Below are 20006 nucleotides of genomic sequence, written 5' to 3' on the forward strand. Positions count from 1 at the left end.
TGTACTTCTTGCCGTCGACGTCGATCGTAGCGATGGTGGTCATGAAACCGCCAGCGTGGATGCGCTTCGTTACCTCATTGGTGCTGAGGGAGATCGAAATTGGGGCCTGCTTGTCACCATAGATGACAGCCGGGATGAGACCATTGCGGCGAAGTTCACGGGCGGACCCCTTACCAACCCGTTCGCGCGCCTCGGCCTTGAGCTCGTAGCTTTCGTGGCTCATGACTTTTCCTTCCGAGGTTATTTGGAGAGCTCGGCGCAGGCATCACCTGTCGCTGAACTGGAGGCGGGTTTCCCCATCCTCATCCGCATTGCCTCCAAGGGTGTCTGTGCGGACGCGTGCGCTATAGTCTAGTTGCGGCGGAATGGCAAGAGTTGCGGCGCGCAAGAGGAGTGCAGATGCAGCGACGCCGCGCATCTGTTCTTTAGCATAGGCTGATGCAACTTAAGCATCCGCGCCGCGCGCCAATCAAAACCCAAGATCAACCGTCGTTGACGGAGCATTAATGACAGTTGCGATTAGCAATCGTCAAGAATTCTTGGGGTGCCGGAATTATTGGTTTCTTAAGCGGCCGCATATGAAAGCGAAACGGCAAATTGGTCCGGATATCTCATGTTTACCGTTTTTAACTGCATTGCCTACATGCACGATCTCAGGCTGGTCGTTTTGGCCGGATGCCTGTGCTTCCTATCGAGCCTCGCCGCGCTGACGCTGCTGCAAAGAGCGCGGAGTACCGTCAAGGTCGCGCGCCTGATCTGGCTCCTGATGGGCGGTGCCGCCGGCGGCTTCGGCATATGGGCAACGCATTTCGTGGCGATGCTGGCTTATGACAGCGGCGTGGTCGTCGGTTACGACACGTCGGAGACATTGACGTCGCTGGTGCTCGTCGTTGTCGCGACGCTCGCGGCGGTGGCGTTTGCGGCTGGCGCGGAGAGCAGGGTGCGGCGGGGTTTCGCGGGCGTGTTGTTTGGCGTCGGCGTTACATCCATGCATTTCCTCGGCATGATGGCCGTGCAGTTTCCCGGCAGCATGCTGTGGGACCAGTCGCTGGTCCTTGCCTCTATGGCTTGCGCGGTGGTCATCTCGTCCATCGGCTTCTATCTGCTTCCCGATATCAAGGCTGACGCGCGCAAGCTGCTTGTGCCGGCCGCGACCGTCTGCGCCGCGATCGTGGCCATGCACTTCACTGCCATGGCGGCACTGACGATCGTGCCAGGTCCGGGACCGGCGATCGATCCAAGCGAGACGATGTCCACCGGCTTCATGGTCGTCACGCTGCTGTCGGTCTCGTTGTCGATGATTGCGTCCGGCTTCGCCGCGGCCCTGTTCGCGATGCGGGCGGAGAGCTCGACGAAGGAGAGCGAGGCGCGTTTCGAGATGCTCGTGCAGGGCGTGACCGACTACGCGATCTACATGCTCGACAAGGATGGCCGGGTCGCCAACTGGAATGCGGGTGCGGAGCGAGCAAAGGGATACACAGCCGACGAAATCATCGGCGAGGACTTCGCGCGGTTCTACTCCGAAGAGGAACGCGCGGCCGGCTTGCCGCAGCGTGCGCTTTTGAGGGCACGCACCGAGGGGAAGTTCGAGCAAGAGGGCAGGCGGTTCCGCAAGGATGGAACGTCGTTCTGGGCGCACGTCGTGATCGATCCCATCTGGGGTGCAGACGGCGAAATCGCCGGTTACGCGAAGATCACCAAGGACGTGACCGAGCAGAAGGCCGACCGCGACCGCCTCAAGGAGGTCTCGCGCAATCTCGATCTCGCGCTTGAGAACGTCTCGCAGGGCATCTGCCTGTTCGATGCCGAGGAGCGCCTCGTGCTTGCCAACTGCCGCTACAGCGACATCTTCGAATTCGAGCGGGGTGCGATCCGCCCCGGCATGACCTACAAGGAGATCATCACGATCGGCTACGAAATCCATTTCTCGGATCCCGAGGTTGTGGCCAAGCGCGCGTCCGAGCACTACGACAAGCTGATGCGTGCGCTGAGATCGGGCGAGCGTTCGATCGTGCACAAGGCGGCGGAAGGCCGGTCGATCCAGCTGAACCTGAACATGCTTCTCGATGGCGGCTGGGTCGCCACCTATGAAGACATCACGGAACGACTGCTCTCGGAAGAGAAGATCGCTTTCATGGCGCGTCACGACGCATTGACCGGATTGCCCAACCGTTCGGAGTTTTCCGAGCGCCTGTTGCAGGATCTGGCGGTCGCCAAGCGTGCCGGGACGAAGGTTGCCGTCATCGGCATCGATCTCGACAAGTTCAAGGAGATCAACGATCAGCGCGGCCATCACGCCGGCGACCAGGTGCTGGTCACCTTGTCCGACCGCATGAGCGCGCTTCTCGGTGAAGACGAATTCGTCGCCCGGTTCGGCGGCGATGAATTTGCGGCTTTGAAGCAGTTTTCCGATATCGCCGATCTGCATGATTTCGTGGAGCGGCTGGAGGTAAGCCTGACGACCGAATTCAAGGTCGACGGCTTCGACATCAACCCCGACGCCAGCATCGGCGTCGCTATCTATCCGCAAGACGGCTCGACCGGCGAAATGCTGCTCGCCAATGCCGATCTTGCCATGTACCGCGCAAAGGCGACTCTTTCCGAGCGCATCTGCTTCTATGAAGTGGCAATGGACGAGGCAGCCCGCGACCGCCGCAAGATGGCGAGCGACTTGTGGCTGGCCATCGAACGCAACGAGTTGCACCTGCACTACCAGGTGCAGAAATCGGTATCGAGTGGCGACATCACCGGCTACGAGGTGCTGCTGCGCTGGAACCACCCGACGCGGGGCAACGTACCGCCGGGCGAGTTCATCTCGGTTGCCGAGGAATGCGGCGCGATCGTTCCGATCGGCGAATGGGTGCTGCGCGAAGCCTGCAAGGAGGCCGCCGGCTGGGCCGACAAGCACAAGATCGCCGTCAATCTGTCGCCCGTCCAGATCGGTCACCAGGATATCGCGCATCTCGTTCACGCGGTCCTGTTCGAGACCGGGCTCGAGCCATGGCGCCTGGAACTCGAGATCACCGAGTCGTCGATCATCGTCGACAAGGACCGCGCGCTGCTGACGCTGCGTCAGGTCAAGAATCTCGGCGTATCGATCGCCATCGACGATTTCGGTACGGGCTATTCGTCGCTGGAAACGCTGCGCTCCTTCCCGTTCGACAAGATCAAACTCGACCGCAGCTTCATGAACGAGGTCGAGACCAGCGAACAGGCCAAGGCGATCATCCGCGCTATCCTGGCGCTCGGGCAAAGCCTCAACATTCCCGTACTCGCGGAAGGTGTCGAGACGGATGTTCAGCTCGGGATATTGCTCAACGAAGGCTGCGACGAGGCGCAGGGCTATCTGCTCGGCCGGCCGATGCCGATGCGTCCGCGCAAGATCGCCGCCTGAGACCGCGCATGCAACTGCCGGGTTGACAGGGCGGGGGCCTAGCCGTCACATGCGACCTCAAATCGTACGGGAGAAATTCAGCATGCAACTCAAGACCCTAACGGCGACGGCTGTCGTTCTTCTCGGTTTGGTTTCGACGTCTCAGGCTGTCGATATCAACCAGAAGGGCGCCAAGGAAATCGAGGCCAACCTTTCCAAGCTCCTGCCTAAGGACGCAGCGAAGGGCTTCGTGACCGTCAACCCGGCCGGCACACGCTACGAGATCATTTATGACTTCGCGGCGCTGCTGAAGAAGGCCGACCCGAAGAATTTCTCCGTCAAGGGCCTGAACCCGTGGTCGATCTTCGCGACGCCTGAAGAGAGCGGCCTGTGGACGATCGAGGGCAACAACTCGCTCGACGTCACAGGTACCTTCAAGGCGCCTGGCCAGCCGAACACCGAATTCACCTATGTCATCGATTCGCTGATTTCGAACGGCGTCTTCGATCCGGCGATCAGCTATCTGAAGTCCGGTGACTTCTCCAGCAAGGCACTCCGCTTCTCGTCGAAGACAGAGAAGGAAGAGGTGAGCGTCGAGACCGGATCGTCGACTTACAAGATGACCTCGTCGGACGGCGAGATGCAGGGGCGCACCAATTTCGCCGGCAGCGGCACGATGAACGGCTTTGTCGAGAAGATCAGCGGCAAGGACGTGCCGCCGGTTGAAATCCGCGCCGACTCGGTGGATTTCGCGGCTGCCGTGAACGGCGTTTCCATCAATGATTTCCGCGCGATCCTCGCCTTCATCATCGAACACGCCGATGAGAAGAAGCTCAAGCGCGCCGAGAGCGAAGAGATCAAGGAGCTGGTGCGCAAGTCGTTCCCGCTGATGTCGAGCCTCAACGAGACGGTGACCATGAACAAGGTCAGCGTGTCGAGCGTTGCCGGCAACGGTGGCGCCGACAGCGTCGATTACACGATCGGCATGAGCGGTCCGAGCGATGCGATGCGGTTCGACGTCGGTATGGCTGCCAAGCAGATCAGCTTCAACAGCGCATTGCTGCCCGAGATGTATGCGCCCTTCGTTCCCGAAGAGGTGGACATGCAGTTCGCCTTTCCGGAACTCAACATCGCGGCTGTCGGCGACGAGCTGATGAAGGTCGATTTTGCCGATGACAAGAAGAGCAAGGCGGAGAGCGATAAGGCTTTCGAGAAGCTCCTGACCAATGGCGAGTTCGTCGTTGCCTTCCCGAAGATTTCGGCGCGCTCCAGCGTCTATGACGCCGAGATCTCGGGTGAGGTTCGCGGCATTCCGGAGTCGACCACTGCCTATTCGTTGAACGCGTCGATCGTCGCACGCGACTTCGACAAGACGATCACCGCCATCCAGGAACTGGCCAAGAGCAATCCCGACCTCAACCAGGTTTCCTTCGGCCTGATGATGGTCAAGGGCTTCGGCAAGACCGATCCCGATGGTCGTCAGCGCTGGGACGTCAACGTCGCACGCGATGGTTCGATCACGGTCAACGGCCAGGTCATCAAGGGCGCGAACTGAGCCCCAAGTCGTTTCCGGCCGCGTTCGTGGCCGGAAACCTGCTGCTCGTTAGAGAGCCAGCATAATCAGCGGCTGCATTCGCCCTGACCGACGATGCGGAAGCCCGCATTGCCTGCCTCGCATGAATTCGAAAATGTTCTGATCTGTCTGCCGCGTTCGCCGCAAACGGGGCGGTATTCGCGCGTGCAGATGCCGCCGGGCCGCTGTGGCGGCATCGGTTCTTCATGCGGAGGCCGTGGGCGGGGCGGGCGAGGGCCAGGTCCCGGCGTTATCGGCGGCCCGGCGCGGCACTCGCCACGACCCACGATCCTGAAGCCGCTGCTATTGGCTTGGCAGGCATTACCGAAGGTCTGCGTGCGTCCGCCACGTTCGCCACAGACAGGCGCGTATTCCATGGTGCACATTTGTGGCTGCTGTTGCGGCGGGCGGGGGCGTGGTGGGGGCGCGGGGCGAACCGGGCCCGGTCCGGGTCCGTAACCTGGGCCTGGTCCATAGCCGGGACCCATGTCCGCCGTGCAGGCGGAGAGGGCTGGAAGGATGACCAGCATCGCCAATCTGATCGGGGATTTCAGTATTATCGCCATGCCTCTTCCTCCCGTCGGCTGGATATCGTTGATAATCCTAGCCGAATTGGCGCGGGGGAGGAAGGGCGGAGAGAAAGGCTTGTCCGGCTCAGTCGAAGAGGCTGGAGACGGATTCTTCCTGGCTGGTGCGGTTGATGGCTTCGCCGATCAGCGTTGCAGTGGTCAGCACGCGGATATTGTGCGCCGACTGGACAGCCGTGGTCGGCTGGATGGAGTCGGTGATGACGAGTTCGCGCAGCTTCGAATTGGTGATGCGGGTGACCGCGCCACCCGACAGAACGCCGTGGGTGATGTAGGCGGTAACGCTTGCAGCGCCCTTGGCGAGCAGCGCGTCGGCCGCGTTGCAGAGCGTGCCGCCGGAATCGACGATATCGTCGATCAGCAGGCAGTCCTTGCCGGTGACGTCGCCGATGATGTTCATGACTTCGGATTCACCCGGGCGATCGCGGCGCTTGTCCACGATCGACAGAAGACAGTCGAGACGCTTGGCGAGCGCGCGAGCGCGCACGACGCCGCCGACGTCAGGCGAAACGACCATGACGTTGGAGATGTCGTAATTGGCCTTGATGTCACGCGTCAGGATCGGCACGGCATAGAGGTTGTCGGTCGGGATATCGAAGAAGCCCTGAATCTGGCCGGCGTGGAGATCGAGCGTCAGGACGCGATCGGCACCGGCTTCGGTGATCAGGTTGGCGACGAGCTTGGCCGAGATCGGCGTGCGGCCCGAAGCGCGACGGTCCTGGCGTGCGTAGCCGAAGTAGGGGAGGACCGCGGTGATGCGGCGAGCCGACGAGCGGCGCATCGCATCGATCATGATGAGCAATTCCATCAGGTGGTCGTTCGTCGGGAAGGACGTAGACTGGACGAGGAAGACATCCTCGCCGCGTACGTTTTCCTGGACTTCCACGAAGATTTCCTGGTCGGCAAATCTTCGGACCGTTGCTCTGCCCAAGGGCACTTTAAGATAGTTGCAGATCTCTTCGGCGAGGTGCCGGTTCGAATTGCCTGCGAAAACCTTCATCTTGGTCCGCCTGTTGCCTGCTGATAGCCGCGCTTTTTAGCCAGCTTGTTTCCGAATGCAAGGGTAAACGCGACTTGCGCCTTGATATTTCCAAAAAGCTTGTGGCTTAACCGCCACGGGCGTCCCGCCACGAGGAAAACTCGGTGATCGTCTTGGACGCAATCTGCTGCATGACGGAGGCCGGAACCACGGCCCAGGGATCCTGCGCCTGCGAGGGAACGCTCTCCTGTCCCTGGATGCGGTGCAGCCGGGCGCCGCTGTTGTCGAGCACATCCCAAACATAGACCACCGTGACCTTGCCGCTGTCGGAAAAGGCCGAGAGGTAACCCTTGAGGATGAAGGCGGTGCTGTTGTCGTTGGAGCTCTTGATGGAGAGGCCGTGCGAGCGGGCCTCGGCGCCGAGCTGCCGCGACAGGGGCGTCACGGCCTGCACCGGAGCGCCGATGATTGGCAGGAAGCGGACGGTCGAAGCGCCTGATGGCGCCAGCATCGCCGTACGCTTCGGCTCGGCTGCCTTTTCCTTGGCTTCCGCGTCGGCAATGTCCTGCTCTTCGGCCTGCGCGTTGGATACCGGCTCGGAAAGAGGCTGGCTGCGGATGGCGGCGGAGGCTCTTGGCGATTGTTCGGTCTGGCCGTCGAGCGCATAGGCCTGCGCCTGCATCGTCGTCGGCGGAGCGCCGCGACCGGATATGGGGCCTGATGTGGTGTCCTGCTCGACATAGGCGGGGTGGTAGCCGCCCTCGCGCGGCGAAGACGCAAAAGCCTGGGCGCGGCGCGGCGTGCCGGCCATGCGCTCGACCTCGCCCTGAGTGACCGGCGTCGAGCGGATGCTGCCCGAGGTATCGCCGATGTCGACGAGGGGCGTCAGGGCATCCGTGGTGTTGCAGGCGGAAAGCAGGGCAAGGCAGGCGATGAGCGTGGGCGCTGTCGCAAGTCGCGTCATCCCTCGTGTCATCCTTCTTTTCGTGCGCGTGTCGCCACGCGGCATATGCCCCGGCCAACTTTATGACGGTCGGGGCACTGCAATGTCAATTGTCGATTCTAAAGGGTGGTCACTCAGAGGTTGATGAAGTCGAGCGGGTGGCGCGACAACGCCTTCGGCTCGTCGGCCGTCGTGAGGTAGGTCTGGCCGAGGCTCATGGCCGTGCCGCTGTCGGAATCCATGATGATCATGTGGACGAAGAGCGACATGCCGGGTTCGATCGGCTGTGGATTGCCGACGTGGAACATCTGGTGCTCCATCCACGAAGGCGAGAAGCGGGCGCCGAGCGAGTAGCCGCAGGCGTTCAGGCGGTGACGCGAGAGGCCGCGCTCCTCCATGATCTTCGAGTGGACGTCAAAGACATCGCCGAAGGTGTGTCCCGGCTTCAGCACCGTTTCGATGGCCTGGATGTTTTCAAGGCAGGCATTGTAGAGCTCGCGGTGGCGATAGCTCGGTTCGCCGATGACGATCGTGCGCATCATTGCGGCGTGGTAATGCGCGTAGGCGCCGGCCCATTCCAGCGTCAGCTGGTCGTTGGCGTCGAGCCTGCGGCGACCGGCCTTGTAGCGGCAGAGCAGGGCGTCGGCGCCGGAGCCGATGATGAATTCGTTGGCGGGATAATCGCCGCCACCGGCAAAGACCGCGCCCTGCATGGCAGCCAGGATCGCGGCCTCATCGGCGCCTGCCTTCGTCAGCGAAAGGGCTGCGTCCAGCGCGTCGTCGGCAAGGGCTGCCGCGCGCTCGACATAGGCGATCTCCGTCGGGCTCTTGATCAGGCGCAGGCGGCTGACGAGGTAGGACGCGTCGGAAATCTGGCCGAAGGCCATCAGCTGCGTGTCGAGAAGCCTTGCGATGCGGCCGGTCATGCCATGGGTGTCGTATTCGACGCCGATGCGGGCGCCAAGGAGGTCCATCTCGACCAGGAGGTTCTTGAGATCGACCGTCGGGTCGGCGTTGACGCGATCGACCCAGATATGAATGTTTTCGATGATCGACGTCTGCCGCGCCTGGCGCAGATCGGCCGAACGGGTGAGAAGCGCCATGGTGCCGTCGGCCTTGACGACCAGCGTCTGGAAGAAGCAGTAGCCGAAGGTGTCGTAACCCGTCAGCCAGTACATGCTTTCCTGGGCGAAGAGGAGGAGGGCGTCGAGCTTCTCCTCCTGCATCTGCTGCGTCAGCCGCGCAAGGCGATCGGCGAATTCGGAGGTTTCGAAGTGTAGGCCCATACCGGTCACATCTCCCTTATGGCAATCGCCGAAATCTGTCGGCCGTAGTCCGGTTCCTGGCTGTGTGTCGTTCGTCGGTAGGAAAAGAAGCGTTCGCTGTCGGGGTAGGTGCAGACGCCGAGGCTTTCTGCCTTGACGCCGGCGGCACGCAGCCGATCGATGGTGAAGGACGGGAGGTCGAACATCGAATGGCCGGGCTTTTCCGACGGGGTGAAGTAGCGCTGGTAATCGCCGTTTTCGTTGACGAAGCGCTCGACGAATTCGGGACCGACCTCGTAGCTCACCTTGCTGATCGATGGGCCCAGGCAGGCGACGATTGCCTCGCGCTTGGCGCCGAGCTTGATCATGGCGTCGATGGTGTTTTCGAGCACGCCGGTGAAGGCGCCTTTCCAGCCGGCATGGGCTGCACCGACCACCCTGTTTTCCGGATCGGCGAAGAGGATCGGGCCGCAATCGGCGGCGAGCACGCCAAGCGCGATGCCGGGTGTTGCGGTTACCAGCGCGTCGGCCGGCTGGCGGGTGCCGTCATAGGAGGCGTCGACCACCACGACGTCGGGCGAATGCACCTGATGCACGGTTGCCAAACGCTCGACCGGCAGGTCGAACCAGTCGGCGACGCGTCTGCGGTTTTCCTCGACCTTGGCGCGCTCATCGTTAGAGCCGAGGCCGACATTGAGGCCGCGATAGATGCCGTCGGAGACACCGCCCTGCCGGGTGAAATAGCCGTGCTGGATTGTGTCGCCCGTCGCTTCGTTCAGCAGCGCGCTTTGGATCGGTTCCAGGGAGGGCGCATGTGTCATCGGTCGTTCCAAGATTTGTTTCGGCCCAAGATTTGTTTCGGCTTCGCCCAGACGGTGTGCCGGACGAAGCGCTGTCGATTGCGGCGATGTTGACCCCGCCGCGCGCGCCCTGTCAATCCACGGAGCGGAACGGCATCAGATCGATGGCGGGATGGGAAACGGCCATCACCTTGAAGAGTTCCCCCATCTTTCCCTCGCCTTCGCCGGCCAGGCGGTCGACGGCGGCCTGGATGATCTGCTGGGTGCGGGGTTCGCGGTCACGGCCGAGGGCGGCGGCGCGTTCGAGGATGCCGAGGCCCACCAGGAAATCGCCCTGGTGCAGTTGGCCGTTGACGTGGAGCCCGGCTGCCACCGCAGTCTCGCCGAGCGCCTGGAAATCGACGTGACTGGTCAGGTCCGCTTCGCCGGGGTGGGCGAGCGGCGGGTCGAATTCGTGCATGCGCACCGCCTGCAGCGTATCGCCGAAGCCGGTGATCAGATGGCCGTAGTCGAGCGCCAGCGCTGTGCCGCCAAAGGCCTTCAGCCGATCGGCGATGGCGACCATGACGGATTCACGGGCGGGGGCGATCTCGAAGAGGGTGCCGAGAGGCACGGTCGCGGCCTGCTCGGGGAGCAGCTGCGGGTCGATGCCGGCGACGCCGGTTCCGAAGGACAGTTCGTCATCGACGTCGAGGCCGACCATGCGCTCGCGAAAGCCGGTCGCGGTCTTGACGAACTGGCGGATGGGGATGGCGTCGAAGAGTTCGTTGGCGGCGATCAGGGTGAGGCCCGGCGGGATCTCGTCGAAGCCGTCGTGCCAGCTGATCCTGCCCTGATGGGCGGCGAGCGTCTCGGCCTGCACCTCGCGCAGGCGCGGGCTGGTTTCGACGAGGTGGACGGTCATCGTTTCGAAGAGCGGCGGCGCGAGGCGCTCGATGACACGCAGCATGTCCGACATCATCGTGCCGCGTCCGGGGCCGATCTCGACCAGCTTCACATCCGAGGGCGTGCCGTGGCGCTGCCATGCATGGACGATGAAGACGCCGATCATCTCGCCGAAGAGCTGGCTGACCTCGGGCGCAGTGACGAAATCGCCGGAGCTGCCGAAGGGTTCCTTGGTCTTATAATATCCGTATTCGGGATCGGCGAGGCACAGCGAAAAGTAATCGGTGACGCTGATCGGACCGTTCGCCTGAATGATCGCCTTGATCTTCTCACCGAGTGCGGTGGTCATGTTCTCCTCCTCCGGTACCGCGATCAGGACTGCAGGGCAGCCTGACGACGGGCGCGGATCATGGCCCAGAGGCCCAGCAGGATCATCGGCGACGACAGGACCATGCCCATCGTCAGCCAGTTGGTGCCGAGAAGGTAGCCGAGTTGTGCGTCAGGTTCACGGAAGAACTCGACGAAGATGCGCGACAGCGCATAGCCGCAGACGAAGACGCCGGCGACGAAGCCTGGGGTTTTCAGCGCCTTCATGCCGTAGATGAGGGCGGCGAGCACGAGAACCAGAACGATGCCTTCGAGGCCCGCTTCATAAAGCTGGCTGGGATGGCGCGCGAAAGGGCCGCCGGTCGGGAAGACCACGGCCCACGGCACGTCTGTCAACCGGCCCCAGAGTTCGCCATTGATGAAATTGGCGATGCGGCCGAAGAACAGGCCGACGGGAACGACGGCTGCGACGATGTCGAAGAGGTTCCAGAGCGGGATCTTGTTGCGCTTGGCGAAGATGATCATGGCGATCGTCGTGCCGGTCAGGCCGCCATGGAAGGACATGCCGCCGTTCCAGATCTGGATGGCGCGGATCGGGCTCTCGATAATCGCAGGCATGTCGTAGAACAGGATATAGCCGATGCGGCCGCCAAGGACGACGCCGAGCGCTACCCAGACGACGAAATCGTCGAGCTGCGCCTTGGTGATCGGCGAGACATTGCCGGGCCAGAGGCTGTCGTTTGCGGCGATGAGGCGCGCGTAGTACCAGCCGATCATGATGCCGGCGACATAGGCCAGGCCGTACCAGTGAATGGCCACGGGCCCGATTGCAAAGGCGATCGGGTCGATATTGGGGAACGGCATGATGGCCATAAGGTCGGCAGCTGTCTGCAAGGTAATCCCATCCGTTGATGTGGGCGGAAGATGGCCTTGCCATAACAGCGGGTCAAGTTGATTGTTAGTGATGCGAGATAAGTGCGACCGCTTATCCAGTGCAAAGCGCTTGCATCCTTAACGGCGAAGCCCTACCTCATTCCTGAGGGCCGAGAGCGGCCGGAAGCCATTATTTCAAAGGGAGTAAACCGCCATGACGACAGGCGCAAACCGCATCATGGACGAGTTCGCAAAGCTGATGACAGATGCCGCAGGTGCCGCCCAGGGCGTGCGCAAGGAAGTCGAGACGATGTTCAACGCGCAGGCCGAGCGCTGGCTGAACAGCATGGACGTGGTCAAGCGGGAAGAGTTCGAGGTCGTTCGCGAGATGGCGATCAAGGCGCGCGATGAGAACGATGCGCTTCTGGCGCGCATCGCCGCGCTCGAGGCGAAGCTCGAATCCAAGCCTGCCGCCAAGGGCAAGTAAATCCCGTTTGGGGACAGAGCGCGGTGTGGCCTTTGAGAGACACACCGCTGCTTCGGCTAAAAAAGCGGGTGTGTTTATCCACCTGTGGACACTGCCAAAAAAGCCAATGGGCAGAGTCGTTTATACCCTCCTTCTGAATCCAATTCCCAACACCTTTCCACAGTGGCGTTCCCTAAAACGGCCCTCAGGGGGCTGGCACACCACCGGGTGCGTTATACACTGATTTTAAATGATGATTCGAAGCAGTTGGTAAGCTCCGGGCAGGTTCACTGCGTAAGTCTGGTAGCGGTTCAACGGTCATCTGGGTTGGTGGTTTCCGGGTTAGTTGCGTGTGTTCGCTTGTGTCTCGTTGGACGAAGTCGTTACGCATTCACTCCGGTCAAGAAGGTGCTGCATGAGCCTCATGGAATTGGAAGTCGAGCGTCAATCGAACCCGGTCGATATGATCGAGTACGTCGCCGCCCACAACGACTGGGCTTTCGAGCGGTCGGGTGACGACGAAATCGCGATGACGGTCGAGGGCAAGTGGACGGATTATCACGTCTCCTTTTCCTGGATGGAGGAATTCGAGGCGCTGCATCTCGGCTGCGCCTTCGACATCAAGATCCCCGAACAACGCATGAATGAAGTGACGAAGCTTCTGGCCGGTATCAACGGCCAGGTGCTGATGGGTCACTTCGACGTCTGGCGCCAGGAGGATGTGATCATCTTCCGTCAATCGCTGCTGCTTGCCGGCGGCGCGGAGCCGACGAACCGTCAGGTCGAAGTGCTGCTCGCCAGCGCGCTCGATACCTGCGAGACCTATTATCAGGCGTTCCAGTTCGTGATCTGGTCCGGCATGGACGCCAACCGCGCCATGGAAGCCGTGTTGTTCGAAACCGTGGGTGAAGCGTAACATGTCCGGTCTGTCGTCCTCGGGTCCAATCGTTCTTGTCGGTGCCGGCAACATGGGGGGCGCGATGCTCTCCGGCTGGCTGAAGAATGGTGTGCCCGGTGCCTCCGTCGTCGTCGTCGATCCCGGCCCCTCGGCCCAGATGATGGCAACGATCAACGAGGCGGGCGCCAGGCATGTGACGGCGCTTCCCGCCGAACTGAAGGCCGGCGTGCTGTTTCTGGCGGTGAAGCCGCAGGTGATGGACGCCGTGCTCCCATCCGTGAAGAGCGCGGTCGGCGACGATACGGTCGTGGTTTCGGTCGCGGCGGGCAAGACGCTCGGCTTTCTCGAATCCCATCTCGGCGAAGCGGCGATGGTTCGCGCCATGCCGAACACGCCGGCCATGGTCGGCCGTGGCGTCACCGGCGCCTTCGCCAATGCCCGTGTTGGTCAGAACCAGCGCGATCAGGTGCATGCGCTGCTCAGGGTCTCCGGACCTGTGGAGTGGGTGCCTTCCGAATCCGATATCGATGCCGTTACAGCCCTTTCGGGCAGTGGTCCTGCGTATGTGTTCTATCTCGTGGAGTGCATGGCAGAAGCAGGCCGAAAACTTGGCCTGCAGGCGGACCTTGCCATGCGGCTTGCACGGGAAACTGTCGCGGGGGCTGGTGAACTCTTGCACCAGTCCCCCGACGACGCATCGAAGCTTCGCCAGAACGTGACGTCTCCAGGCGGCACGACGGCGGCGGCGCTTTCTGTGCTGATGGCTGACGATGCGATGCAGCCGCTGTTCGACAAGGCGCTTTCGGCCGCTCGCAAGCGCGCCGAGGAGCTGGCGGGTTAAAGCGCGTCGCGATCTTTCAGATCGCTAGTTGCGCTTTAGGTCTTTGTTTTGCCGCATGTCGTTATCGCAAAACCGCACACACTTTTGCGCGACATGCTCTAGATAAGGCTGATTTTCATGACCGAAGAAATTACCTACGGCGATTTCGAGCGGGTCGACATTCGTGTCGGCACCGTTATCGAGGCCAATCCGTTTCCCGAGGCGCGCAAGCCGGCCTTCAAGCTCTTGATCGACTTCGGGCCGGAGATCGGCGTCAAGAAGTCCTCGGCTCAGATCACCGTGCACTATACGCTCGAGACGCTCGTCGGCCGGCAGGTGCTGTGCGTGGTCAATTTCCCGCCACGGCAGATCGGGCCGTTCCGCTCCGAGGTTCTGACGCTCGGCTTCGAGGACGAGGCCGGCGCCATCGTGCTTGCGGCGCCGGACAAGCCGGTGCCAAACGGCAAGAAGATCATGTGATTGGTGGAGCGCCGTGGCCTTGTGCCCGGCGTTTCAATGCCGACGGTCTAGTGAATGTCGCGCGAGATCGGTTCCGACAGGCTGAAGTCGTGGAACGTGGCTTCGAAGCCGGCGCGTTGCGGTGAGCAGAAGACCGGGCCAACCATCAGTTCCGTAAATTTCGGGTCGAACCAGGCGAGGCGCGCCATGCGCCAATCCGCCATCATGTCGGTCCTGTACTGGATGAACAGCGCATCGCCATTGCGCGTGACCCGCACCGACAGCCTTGCGAAATCATGGTCGATACGAAATGCCGACCAGTCGGAATTGCCGTTGGTGACGACGACGCTGAAGTGGCGGGCGCCGTCCGTATATTCGATCCCGCATTTCATCCAGTGCGTCGCGTCGGCACGCAGCATGATGCCGGCCTGATCGTAGAGCGCCTGGTAGTCCGCCGAAAAGGTCAGCTCAGCGGTGAAGTCTCCGTGGCGTGGACGATGGATGAAATGGCCATCGTCGCGGTGGAATCCGTAATAGGTTCCCTGCCAGAAATCGGTCTTCTCGCCGGAGCGCACGTGCAGGCCGTCGTCCCGCTGCTCGGCGAAGGGCGGCGGGTTGAGCCAAGTCATGTCCGTCAAATCGATTGCCATCGTGATCTCAGGCCGGGATGCGGATGACGGCGCGCAGGCCGCCGAGCGGGCTGTCGCCAAGCGTGACGTTGCCGCCATGGCTGCGGGCGATGTCGCGGGCGATCGCCAGGCCAAGCCCCGTTCCCGACGCATCGAGATTGCGCGCCTCATCGAGGCGGAAGAACGGCTTGAAGACGTCCTCGCGGTTCTGTTCGGGGATGCCGGGGCCGTCGTCGTCAAACACGATCGTCAGCCACTTAGCGCCGTGCTTGGCCTCAATGTTGAGGGTCTTGGCATAGCGGCGCGCATTTGAAGCAAGGTTGGTGACGAGGCGGGTGAATGCGTTCGGCCGGACCACGATATCGTCGTCGCCGTCGATTGAATAAGTGAGCGTCTTCTTGTGCAGGGCGAAGTCCGGCTCCAGCTTCAACAGCAACTCGCTGAGCTTCAGCTCGCCGACATCTTCCTCGACCTCGCTGCGGGCAAAGGCCATATAGGCCTCGAGCATCGACTGCATGTCGTTGACGTCGTCGCTCATGCCTTGCAGGTCGGGATTGTCGCCGGCGAGCGCCAGCTGCAACTTGAAGCGCGTGAGGATGGTGCGTAGATCGTGGCTGACGCCGGTCAGCATCGCCGTTCGCTGTTCCATTTGCCGCTCGATGCGCTCACGCATGAGAATGAAGGCGAGGCCGGCGCGGCGGACTTCATCAGCACCGCGCGGGTAGAAGTTTTCGGCCTTCTGGCCCTTGCCGAAGCTTTCGGCGGCGGCCGCCAGTTTCTGGATCGGGCGGATCTGGCCCCTCAAGAACAGAATGGAAATGGTGATCAGCACCAGCGACGCACCGACCATCCAGACGATGAAGATATGGGTGTTGGAGGCGTAGGTCTGATTGCGCTTGGCGAGCACGCGCAGGATCTTGCCGTCTAGCTTTACGCGGATTTCGACGAGATTGGAATCGCCGACCGTGTCGATCCAGAAGGGGCGTTTGATCTGGTCGCGGATTTCGTCGCTCAGAATCCCATCGAGAATGGAGAAGAACGGTTTGATGCGGGGCGGGGGGAGCTCGCCATCGGGCTCGATCGAGATCTGCAGGCCGAGCTGGTCGCGGGCGATGCGGGTGGCCTCGCTGTAGTCCGTATCCTGCGGGTAGGTCTCGATCATCTGGATGATCGCGGCGATATCGGCGGTCACGGCCATCGACAGGCGCTGGGTGACCATCTGCCAGTGCCGCTCCATGAAGACTGCGGCGACGACGGACTGCAGGAGCACCATCGGCATGATGATGATGATCAGCGAGCGGACGTAAAGGCCCTTGGGCAGCTGGCGGCGCAGCAGGCGGGTGAACCAACGCCAGCCGGAAACCGGCGAGCGGTCCTCGCGTCGCAGGGAATCGAATGTTACCATCTAGAGCCTTTCCGGGTCCCGGATCATCAATCGATGCTCAGGCGGTATCCTATACCACGAACCGTCTGGAGCCAGACCGGATTTGATGGGTCGTCCTCGATTTTGCGGCGCAGGCGGTTGATCTGCACGTCGATCGTGCGCTCGCCGACATCGACATCGTTGCCGATCAGTTCGTGGCGGGGAATGGTGTCGCCGGCGCGCTTGGCGAAAAGCAGCATGATTTCCTGTTCGCGGTCGGTCAGGCGAACGATCTCCGCGGCCTTCTTGAGCTCGCGGCGGGTCAGCGAGAATGTGTAGGGGCCGAACATGACCTGTTCGATCTTCGGCGCATCGCCGGAGACGTTGCGGCGCAGGATGTTGTTGATGCGCAGCACGAGCTCGCGCGGGTCGAAGGGCTTGGGCAGATAATCGTCGGCGCCGGCCTCGAGGCCGGCGATGCGGCTGTCGGATTCGGCGAGCGCCGTCAGCATGATGATCGGCACGTTCTTGATGATGCGCAGATCCTTGGTGACGTCGATGCCGGATTCGCCGGGCATCATCACGTCCATGATGATCAGATCGAAATCGAGGCCGCCAAGCTTGCGGCGTGCTTCGGCGCCGTCGGCCGCAACCGTCACACGGAAGCCGTTCTCGCTCAGATAGCGGTTGAGCAGCGCGCGAATGCGCGTGTCGTCATCCACAACGAGCAAGTGTGCCGCATCGTCCGAAATCACTATCTTCGCCGCCATTCAGTCCGCTTTCGAGTTTTGTCTGTTCTGCATGCCACTCAGGAAGGCCTTGACGCCAGCCCTTATCTCCGGAGACGCCCCGTCGAATGCTCTCTCAATACGGCGCGATTGCGGCTCGGCGAGTGCAAGCACCAGATCCCGGCCAGTGGCGGTGGGATAGAGCTTGCGCTGGCGTCGGTCCTCAGGCCCCGCTTTTTGTTGAATATACCCCGAATCGATAAGCTGTTTGAGTACCCTTGCGAGACTCTGTTTGGTTATCTTCAACGTATCCAGGAGATCGGCAACGGTCATGCCGGGGTTTCGGTTAACGAAATGCACCACGCGGTGATGCGCACGTCCAAAGCCGCTCTTTGCCAGGATGGCATCAGGATCGGAGACGAAGTCCCGATAGGAGAAAAACAGGAGCTCGATGATATCGAAGTCGATGGTTTCTGTGTTTTCCAACGGCTTGGTCAAAGGCTCCGGCTTGGGCTCCTGCCTGCCGGCTCTCGGGCTGCTCTGTCGTGCCAATTTGGCATTTCCTTTCCTAGTCTGCGCCGTTTGGCCGGAGCACGCGGGACCATAGGTCAGCAATGATGACATATGTACCAGTGTCTGTCGGTTTCCGGCTTTCGCGCGTGCAAAGAAGATCGGTGTTGTCAGTAGAACCGAGATGCCCCGCGCAAAACTCCCCATGCGATACGCAATTCCCCTGCGTGATTGGATTAAGAGGCATATTTGCGGCAACAATCAACAGGCATGACGCGAGCGTTGCGGCGAGTTCACAGCCGTCTGGCGAGCGCGCATGAAAAAGGCGGCCGGGTGGCCGCCTTTGCTGTCCATGATTTCAGGTCTTAGTTGTAGACGTAGACGATACGACGCGTGCCCGGATCGACCAGTACCGGACGGTCGTTGATGCGCGCGTAGCGGTACTGGTAGTCAGGGATTTCCTGGAAGGTCACGGTGCCGGGCACCTGCGCGCCGACGACGACATCACCGCCGACCTCGACCGTGCGGCCAGGGTTGCTCTCGATATAGGTGGTGACCGTCTGCGGCGGTTCGATCGTCTCTACCGAGCCGACCGGGCCGAGCAGTTCGTCGCCCGGAGCAGGTTCGGCGGGGCCGGTCGCTGCCGTGGTTTCATAGGTCACAACGGGGATATCGAGATCGGACTGGTGCTGCTGGACGATCACCTGGTTGCCGTCCTGATCCATCTGCAGATACTGGGCGTAAACCCAGCCGCGCATGCCGTTGACATCGACACGGCACCACTGGCTACCGGCGACGCAGCCGTCGAGGATGGTTTCGGAGCCGCGGGTCGCAACGCCGACAGCGGGATACTGCTCGCCGGGGCCGGCGTGAATGGTCAGATCGTTGATGGCCGTTGCGGCCATTTCCGCGCGGGCGAGGCCGGCGGTCGCCAGAACCATTGCGCCTGCCAGGAAAAGATTTCGCTTCATGGTCATCGTGGGTCTCCTTTTATAGACGGGTTGGTAACGCCCGGAACAAAGGGAGGTTCCGCCAAGGGCGATCACAGGAGATTACACTTGTCGTTGCGGCGTGACGGAGCGCTCGGCAAAATCGAGGCTGCACGTGCCGGCGTTTGCGACTATATCGACATCGAGACGGACGAACTGCGCAAGACATAAAGCGAGGCACCCCATGAGCATGCTCCAGGCCGGGATCATTCCGGTGACAGCGTTTCAGCAGAACTGCACGATCTTTTTCGATGAAGCGACGAAGGAAGGCGTGGTGATCGATCCGGGCGGAGATGTCGCCAACATCCTGCAGGGGATCGAGCAGAATGGGCTGAAGATCAAGGCGATCTGGCTGACCCACGGCCATCTCGACCACGCCGGCGGGGCCAAGGAGCTCAAGGAAGCGCTTGGCGTCGATATCATCGGCCCGCACGAGGACGATCTGCCGCTGCTGCAGCGGATCGAGACGCAGGCGGAGAAATACGGGCTGCCTTCCGGCCAGATGCAGAACGTCGAACCGGATCGCTGGCTGAAGGATGGTGATACCGTCTCCTTCGGCGAGCATGTGTTCGAGGTCTATCACACGCCGGGCCACGCGCCGGGGCATGTCATCTATTTCAACCGGGCGCAGAAGTTCGCGCATCTGGGGGACGTTCTGTTCAACGGTTCGATCGGCCGCACCGATCTTCCCGGCGGAAACCACCAGCAGTTGCTCGATTCCATCCGCGACAAGGTGCTGCCGCTGGGCGACGAGGTCGGCTTTATCTGCGGCCACGGGCCGGGCAGCCGGATCGGCGACGAGCGCCGCGGCAATCCCTATCTGCAGGGGCTTTGATACGGGCAGGGGATCACAGCTGGCAAAGTCCGCACAAAACAAAAGCGCCGCTGAAAAGCGGCGCTTCGGGCATGAACGATCGGCGTTCGATCAGTTGGCGACGCAGAAGTGGCTGCGGCCGTCGTTGCCGATGAAGGTGCCGCTGCGCGGATCGAACGAACGGTAGCGGTAAGAGCAGTAGCGCTCCCACTGCGGGGTCCACGGCTCGACACCGACGCGAACCGGAGTCGGCTGGTAGTAGCGCACGGGCGCCGGGCGGTAATAGCGGGGAGGTGCTGCGTAGACCGGACCATCGTCATAGGCGTAGGGCGGGTCGATGTAGCGCGGTTCGTCGTAGCGCGGCGCATTGGCGATCGCCGAGCCGACGATCAAGCCTGTTGCCAGACCGACAGCGCCGCCGACCCATGCATCATTGTTATGATGGTGGCGATAGCGCCAGTCGTCAGCCGATGCGACGCCGATCGACGAGAATGTGATGGCAGCCGCAGTTGCCGTCAGAAGAAGTGTCTTGGCAAGGCTATTCATGTGTTCTGTCCTGTTCAAACTCTTGGCCGGTTTTGCACCTTGATGATGGCAAGTTAACGGCTGGCGGCTGAATGCAGGCTGAACGATAAAACCCGGCGGCCCGCCGGGCTTCAACTCGATTGCAAAGGTAGGCTCTATCAGCCGTCGATCTGCAGGTTGACGGCCTTCGGGCCCTTGCC

At 61.8% G+C, this 20006-nt stretch carries 20 protein-coding genes and 1 pseudogene; 7 read left to right on the forward strand and 14 right to left on the reverse strand.

The genetic code is table 11. From position 1 onward, the window contains the following. Positions 1-223, reverse strand: a pseudogene (locus B3605_RS01320) (50S ribosomal protein L25); the annotation flags it as partial. Between the two features lie 390 nt (positions 224-613). On the opposite strand from B3605_RS01320, the gene B3605_RS01325 reads away from it, so the two are divergent. Together B3605_RS01325 and B3605_RS01330 are read left to right on the forward strand one after the other, a co-directional pair. Further along, positions 614-3394 (forward strand): bifunctional diguanylate cyclase/phosphodiesterase, encoded by a 2781-nt coding sequence (locus B3605_RS01325; protein WP_112941066.1) that lies wholly within the window; start codon positions 614-616, stop codon positions 3392-3394. Positions 3395-3476: 82 nt separating this feature from the next. After that, positions 3477-4928, forward strand: a complete 1452-nt coding sequence (locus B3605_RS01330; RefSeq protein WP_112941065.1) for a hypothetical protein — start codon at positions 3477-3479, stop codon at positions 4926-4928. A gap of 65 nt (positions 4929-4993) precedes the next feature. Here B3605_RS01330 and B3605_RS01335 read toward each other — a convergent pair whose 3' ends face one another. The 7 genes from B3605_RS01335 to lgt form a co-directional block, all read right to left on the reverse strand. Continuing rightward, positions 4994-5512 (reverse strand): Kazal-type serine protease inhibitor family protein, encoded by a 519-nt coding sequence (locus B3605_RS01335; RefSeq protein ID WP_296431780.1) that lies wholly within the window; start codon positions 5510-5512, stop codon positions 4994-4996. Positions 5513-5600: 88 nt separating this feature from the next. Next, positions 5601-6533, reverse strand: coding sequence for a ribose-phosphate pyrophosphokinase (locus tag B3605_RS01340; protein ID WP_018897392.1), 933 nt, complete (start codon positions 6531-6533; stop codon positions 5601-5603). Between the two features lie 106 nt (positions 6534-6639). Then, positions 6640-7476, reverse strand: coding sequence for a hypothetical protein (locus B3605_RS01345; RefSeq protein WP_112945548.1), 837 nt, complete (start codon positions 7474-7476; stop codon positions 6640-6642). A 113-nt stretch (positions 7477-7589) separates the two neighbouring features. Continuing rightward, positions 7590-8741 (reverse strand): M24 family metallopeptidase, encoded by a 1152-nt coding sequence (locus B3605_RS01350; RefSeq protein WP_112945549.1) that lies wholly within the window; start codon positions 8739-8741, stop codon positions 7590-7592. A gap of 5 nt (positions 8742-8746) precedes the next feature. Then, positions 8747-9541, reverse strand: coding sequence for a peptidoglycan editing factor PgeF (gene pgeF, locus B3605_RS01355; RefSeq protein WP_296431785.1), 795 nt, complete (start codon positions 9539-9541; stop codon positions 8747-8749). 112 nt (positions 9542-9653) lie between these two features. After that, a complete protein-coding gene (locus B3605_RS01360) occupies positions 9654-10754 on the reverse strand; it encodes a class I SAM-dependent methyltransferase (protein WP_112945551.1) in 1101 nt (366 codons plus the stop codon). Positions 10755-10777: 23 nt separating this feature from the next. Beyond that, positions 10778-11626: a prolipoprotein diacylglyceryl transferase gene (gene lgt, locus B3605_RS01365; protein WP_181459272.1), complete on the reverse strand. Its 849-nt coding sequence runs from the start codon at positions 11624-11626 to the stop codon at positions 10778-10780. 193 nt (positions 11627-11819) lie between these two features. Here lgt and B3605_RS01370 point away from each other — a divergent pair, with 193 nt between their 5' ends. The 4 genes from B3605_RS01370 (at position 11820) to B3605_RS01385 (ending at position 14269) form a co-directional block, all read left to right on the forward strand. Continuing rightward, on the forward strand, positions 11820-12092 hold the full coding sequence (locus B3605_RS01370; RefSeq protein ID WP_047506065.1) for an accessory factor UbiK family protein: 273 nt from the start codon (positions 11820-11822) through the stop codon (positions 12090-12092). Positions 12093-12486: 394 nt separating this feature from the next. Beyond that, entirely contained in the window at positions 12487-12987 is a 501-nt protein-coding gene (locus B3605_RS01375; protein WP_026282796.1) for a YbjN domain-containing protein, read from the forward strand. Position 12988: 1 nt separating this feature from the next. Next, the gene (gene proC, locus B3605_RS01380; protein WP_112945552.1) at positions 12989-13810 is read left to right on the forward strand and encodes a pyrroline-5-carboxylate reductase; all 822 of its coding nucleotides are present in this window, start codon (positions 12989-12991) and stop codon (positions 13808-13810) included. 117 nt (positions 13811-13927) lie between these two features. Beyond that, positions 13928-14269 (forward strand): tRNA-binding protein, encoded by a 342-nt coding sequence (locus B3605_RS01385; RefSeq protein ID WP_018897401.1) that lies wholly within the window; start codon positions 13928-13930, stop codon positions 14267-14269. A gap of 47 nt (positions 14270-14316) precedes the next feature. Here B3605_RS01385 and B3605_RS01390 read toward each other — a convergent pair whose 3' ends face one another. From B3605_RS01390 to B3605_RS01410, 5 genes are all read right to left on the reverse strand, one after another. Beyond that, complete coding sequence (locus B3605_RS01390) at positions 14317-14898, reverse strand: DUF1349 domain-containing protein (RefSeq protein ID WP_112945553.1); 582 nt, start codon at positions 14896-14898, stop codon at positions 14317-14319. 7 nt (positions 14899-14905) lie between these two features. Further along, positions 14906-16282: a sensor histidine kinase gene (locus tag B3605_RS01395; RefSeq protein ID WP_112945554.1), complete on the reverse strand. Its 1377-nt coding sequence runs from the start codon at positions 16280-16282 to the stop codon at positions 14906-14908. 26 nt (positions 16283-16308) lie between these two features. Next, on the reverse strand, positions 16309-17010 hold the full coding sequence (locus tag B3605_RS01400) for a response regulator (protein ID WP_018897404.1): 702 nt from the start codon (positions 17008-17010) through the stop codon (positions 16309-16311). Continuing rightward, a complete protein-coding gene (locus B3605_RS01405) occupies positions 17011-17520 on the reverse strand; it encodes a MarR family winged helix-turn-helix transcriptional regulator (protein ID WP_026282797.1) in 510 nt (169 codons plus the stop codon). A 323-nt stretch (positions 17521-17843) separates the two neighbouring features. Next, positions 17844-18455, reverse strand: a complete 612-nt coding sequence (locus tag B3605_RS01410; RefSeq protein WP_018897407.1) for a DUF1236 domain-containing protein — start codon at positions 18453-18455, stop codon at positions 17844-17846. A 196-nt stretch (positions 18456-18651) separates the two neighbouring features. Here B3605_RS01410 and B3605_RS01415 point away from each other — a divergent pair, with 196 nt between their 5' ends. Further along, positions 18652-19302, forward strand: a complete 651-nt coding sequence (locus B3605_RS01415) for an MBL fold metallo-hydrolase (protein ID WP_111562852.1) — start codon at positions 18652-18654, stop codon at positions 19300-19302. 90 nt (positions 19303-19392) lie between these two features. On the opposite strand, the gene B3605_RS01420 is transcribed toward B3605_RS01415, so the two are convergent. Then, on the reverse strand, positions 19393-19827 hold the full coding sequence (locus B3605_RS01420) for a BA14K family protein (protein ID WP_112945555.1): 435 nt from the start codon (positions 19825-19827) through the stop codon (positions 19393-19395). Positions 19828-20006 lie beyond the last annotated feature (179 nt).

Origin of the sequence: Rhizobium sp. UBA1881, assembly GCF_002338015.1 — a bacterium.
Lineage (GTDB): Bacteria > Pseudomonadota > Alphaproteobacteria > Rhizobiales > Rhizobiaceae > Rhizobium.

Bases quoted from the DNA above. Each gene is read 5' to 3' on its own strand.
- B3605_RS01350 (WP_112945549.1), bottom strand. From the start codon at position 8,741: ATGGGCCTACACTTCGAAACCTCCGAATTCGCCGATCGCCTTGCGCGG.
- B3605_RS01360 (WP_112945551.1), bottom strand. From the start codon at position 10,754: ATGACCACCGCACTCGGTGAGAAGATCAAGGCGATCATTCAGGCGAAC.
- B3605_RS01390 (WP_112945553.1), bottom strand. From the start codon at position 14,898: ATGGCAATCGATTTGACGGACATGACTTGGCTCAACCCGCCGCCCTTC.
- B3605_RS01410 (WP_018897407.1), bottom strand. From the start codon at position 18,455: ATGACCATGAAGCGAAATCTTTTCCTGGCAGGCGCAATGGTTCTGGCG.
- B3605_RS01325 (WP_112941066.1), top strand. From the start codon at position 614: ATGTTTACCGTTTTTAACTGCATTGCCTACATGCACGATCTCAGGCTG.
- B3605_RS01345 (WP_112945548.1), bottom strand. From the start codon at position 7,476: ATGACGCGACTTGCGACAGCGCCCACGCTCATCGCCTGCCTTGCCCTG.
- B3605_RS01375 (WP_026282796.1), top strand. From the start codon at position 12,487: ATGAGCCTCATGGAATTGGAAGTCGAGCGTCAATCGAACCCGGTCGAT.
- B3605_RS01420 (WP_112945555.1), bottom strand. From the start codon at position 19,827: ATGAATAGCCTTGCCAAGACACTTCTTCTGACGGCAACTGCGGCTGCC.
- B3605_RS01415 (WP_111562852.1), top strand. From the start codon at position 18,652: ATGAGCATGCTCCAGGCCGGGATCATTCCGGTGACAGCGTTTCAGCAG.
- B3605_RS01370 (WP_047506065.1), top strand. From the start codon at position 11,820: ATGACGACAGGCGCAAACCGCATCATGGACGAGTTCGCAAAGCTGATG.
- B3605_RS01335 (WP_296431780.1), bottom strand. From the start codon at position 5,512: ATGGCGATAATACTGAAATCCCCGATCAGATTGGCGATGCTGGTCATC.
- B3605_RS01400 (WP_018897404.1), bottom strand. From the start codon at position 17,010: ATGGCGGCGAAGATAGTGATTTCGGACGATGCGGCACACTTGCTCGTT.
- B3605_RS01340 (WP_018897392.1), bottom strand. From the start codon at position 6,533: ATGAAGGTTTTCGCAGGCAATTCGAACCGGCACCTCGCCGAAGAGATC.
- B3605_RS01395 (WP_112945554.1), bottom strand. From the start codon at position 16,282: ATGGTAACATTCGATTCCCTGCGACGCGAGGACCGCTCGCCGGTTTCC.
- B3605_RS01385 (WP_018897401.1), top strand. From the start codon at position 13,928: ATGACCGAAGAAATTACCTACGGCGATTTCGAGCGGGTCGACATTCGT.
- B3605_RS01330 (WP_112941065.1), top strand. From the start codon at position 3,477: ATGCAACTCAAGACCCTAACGGCGACGGCTGTCGTTCTTCTCGGTTTG.
- proC (WP_112945552.1), top strand. From the start codon at position 12,989: ATGTCCGGTCTGTCGTCCTCGGGTCCAATCGTTCTTGTCGGTGCCGGC.
- pgeF (WP_296431785.1), bottom strand. From the start codon at position 9,541: ATGACACATGCGCCCTCCCTGGAACCGATCCAAAGCGCGCTGCTGAAC.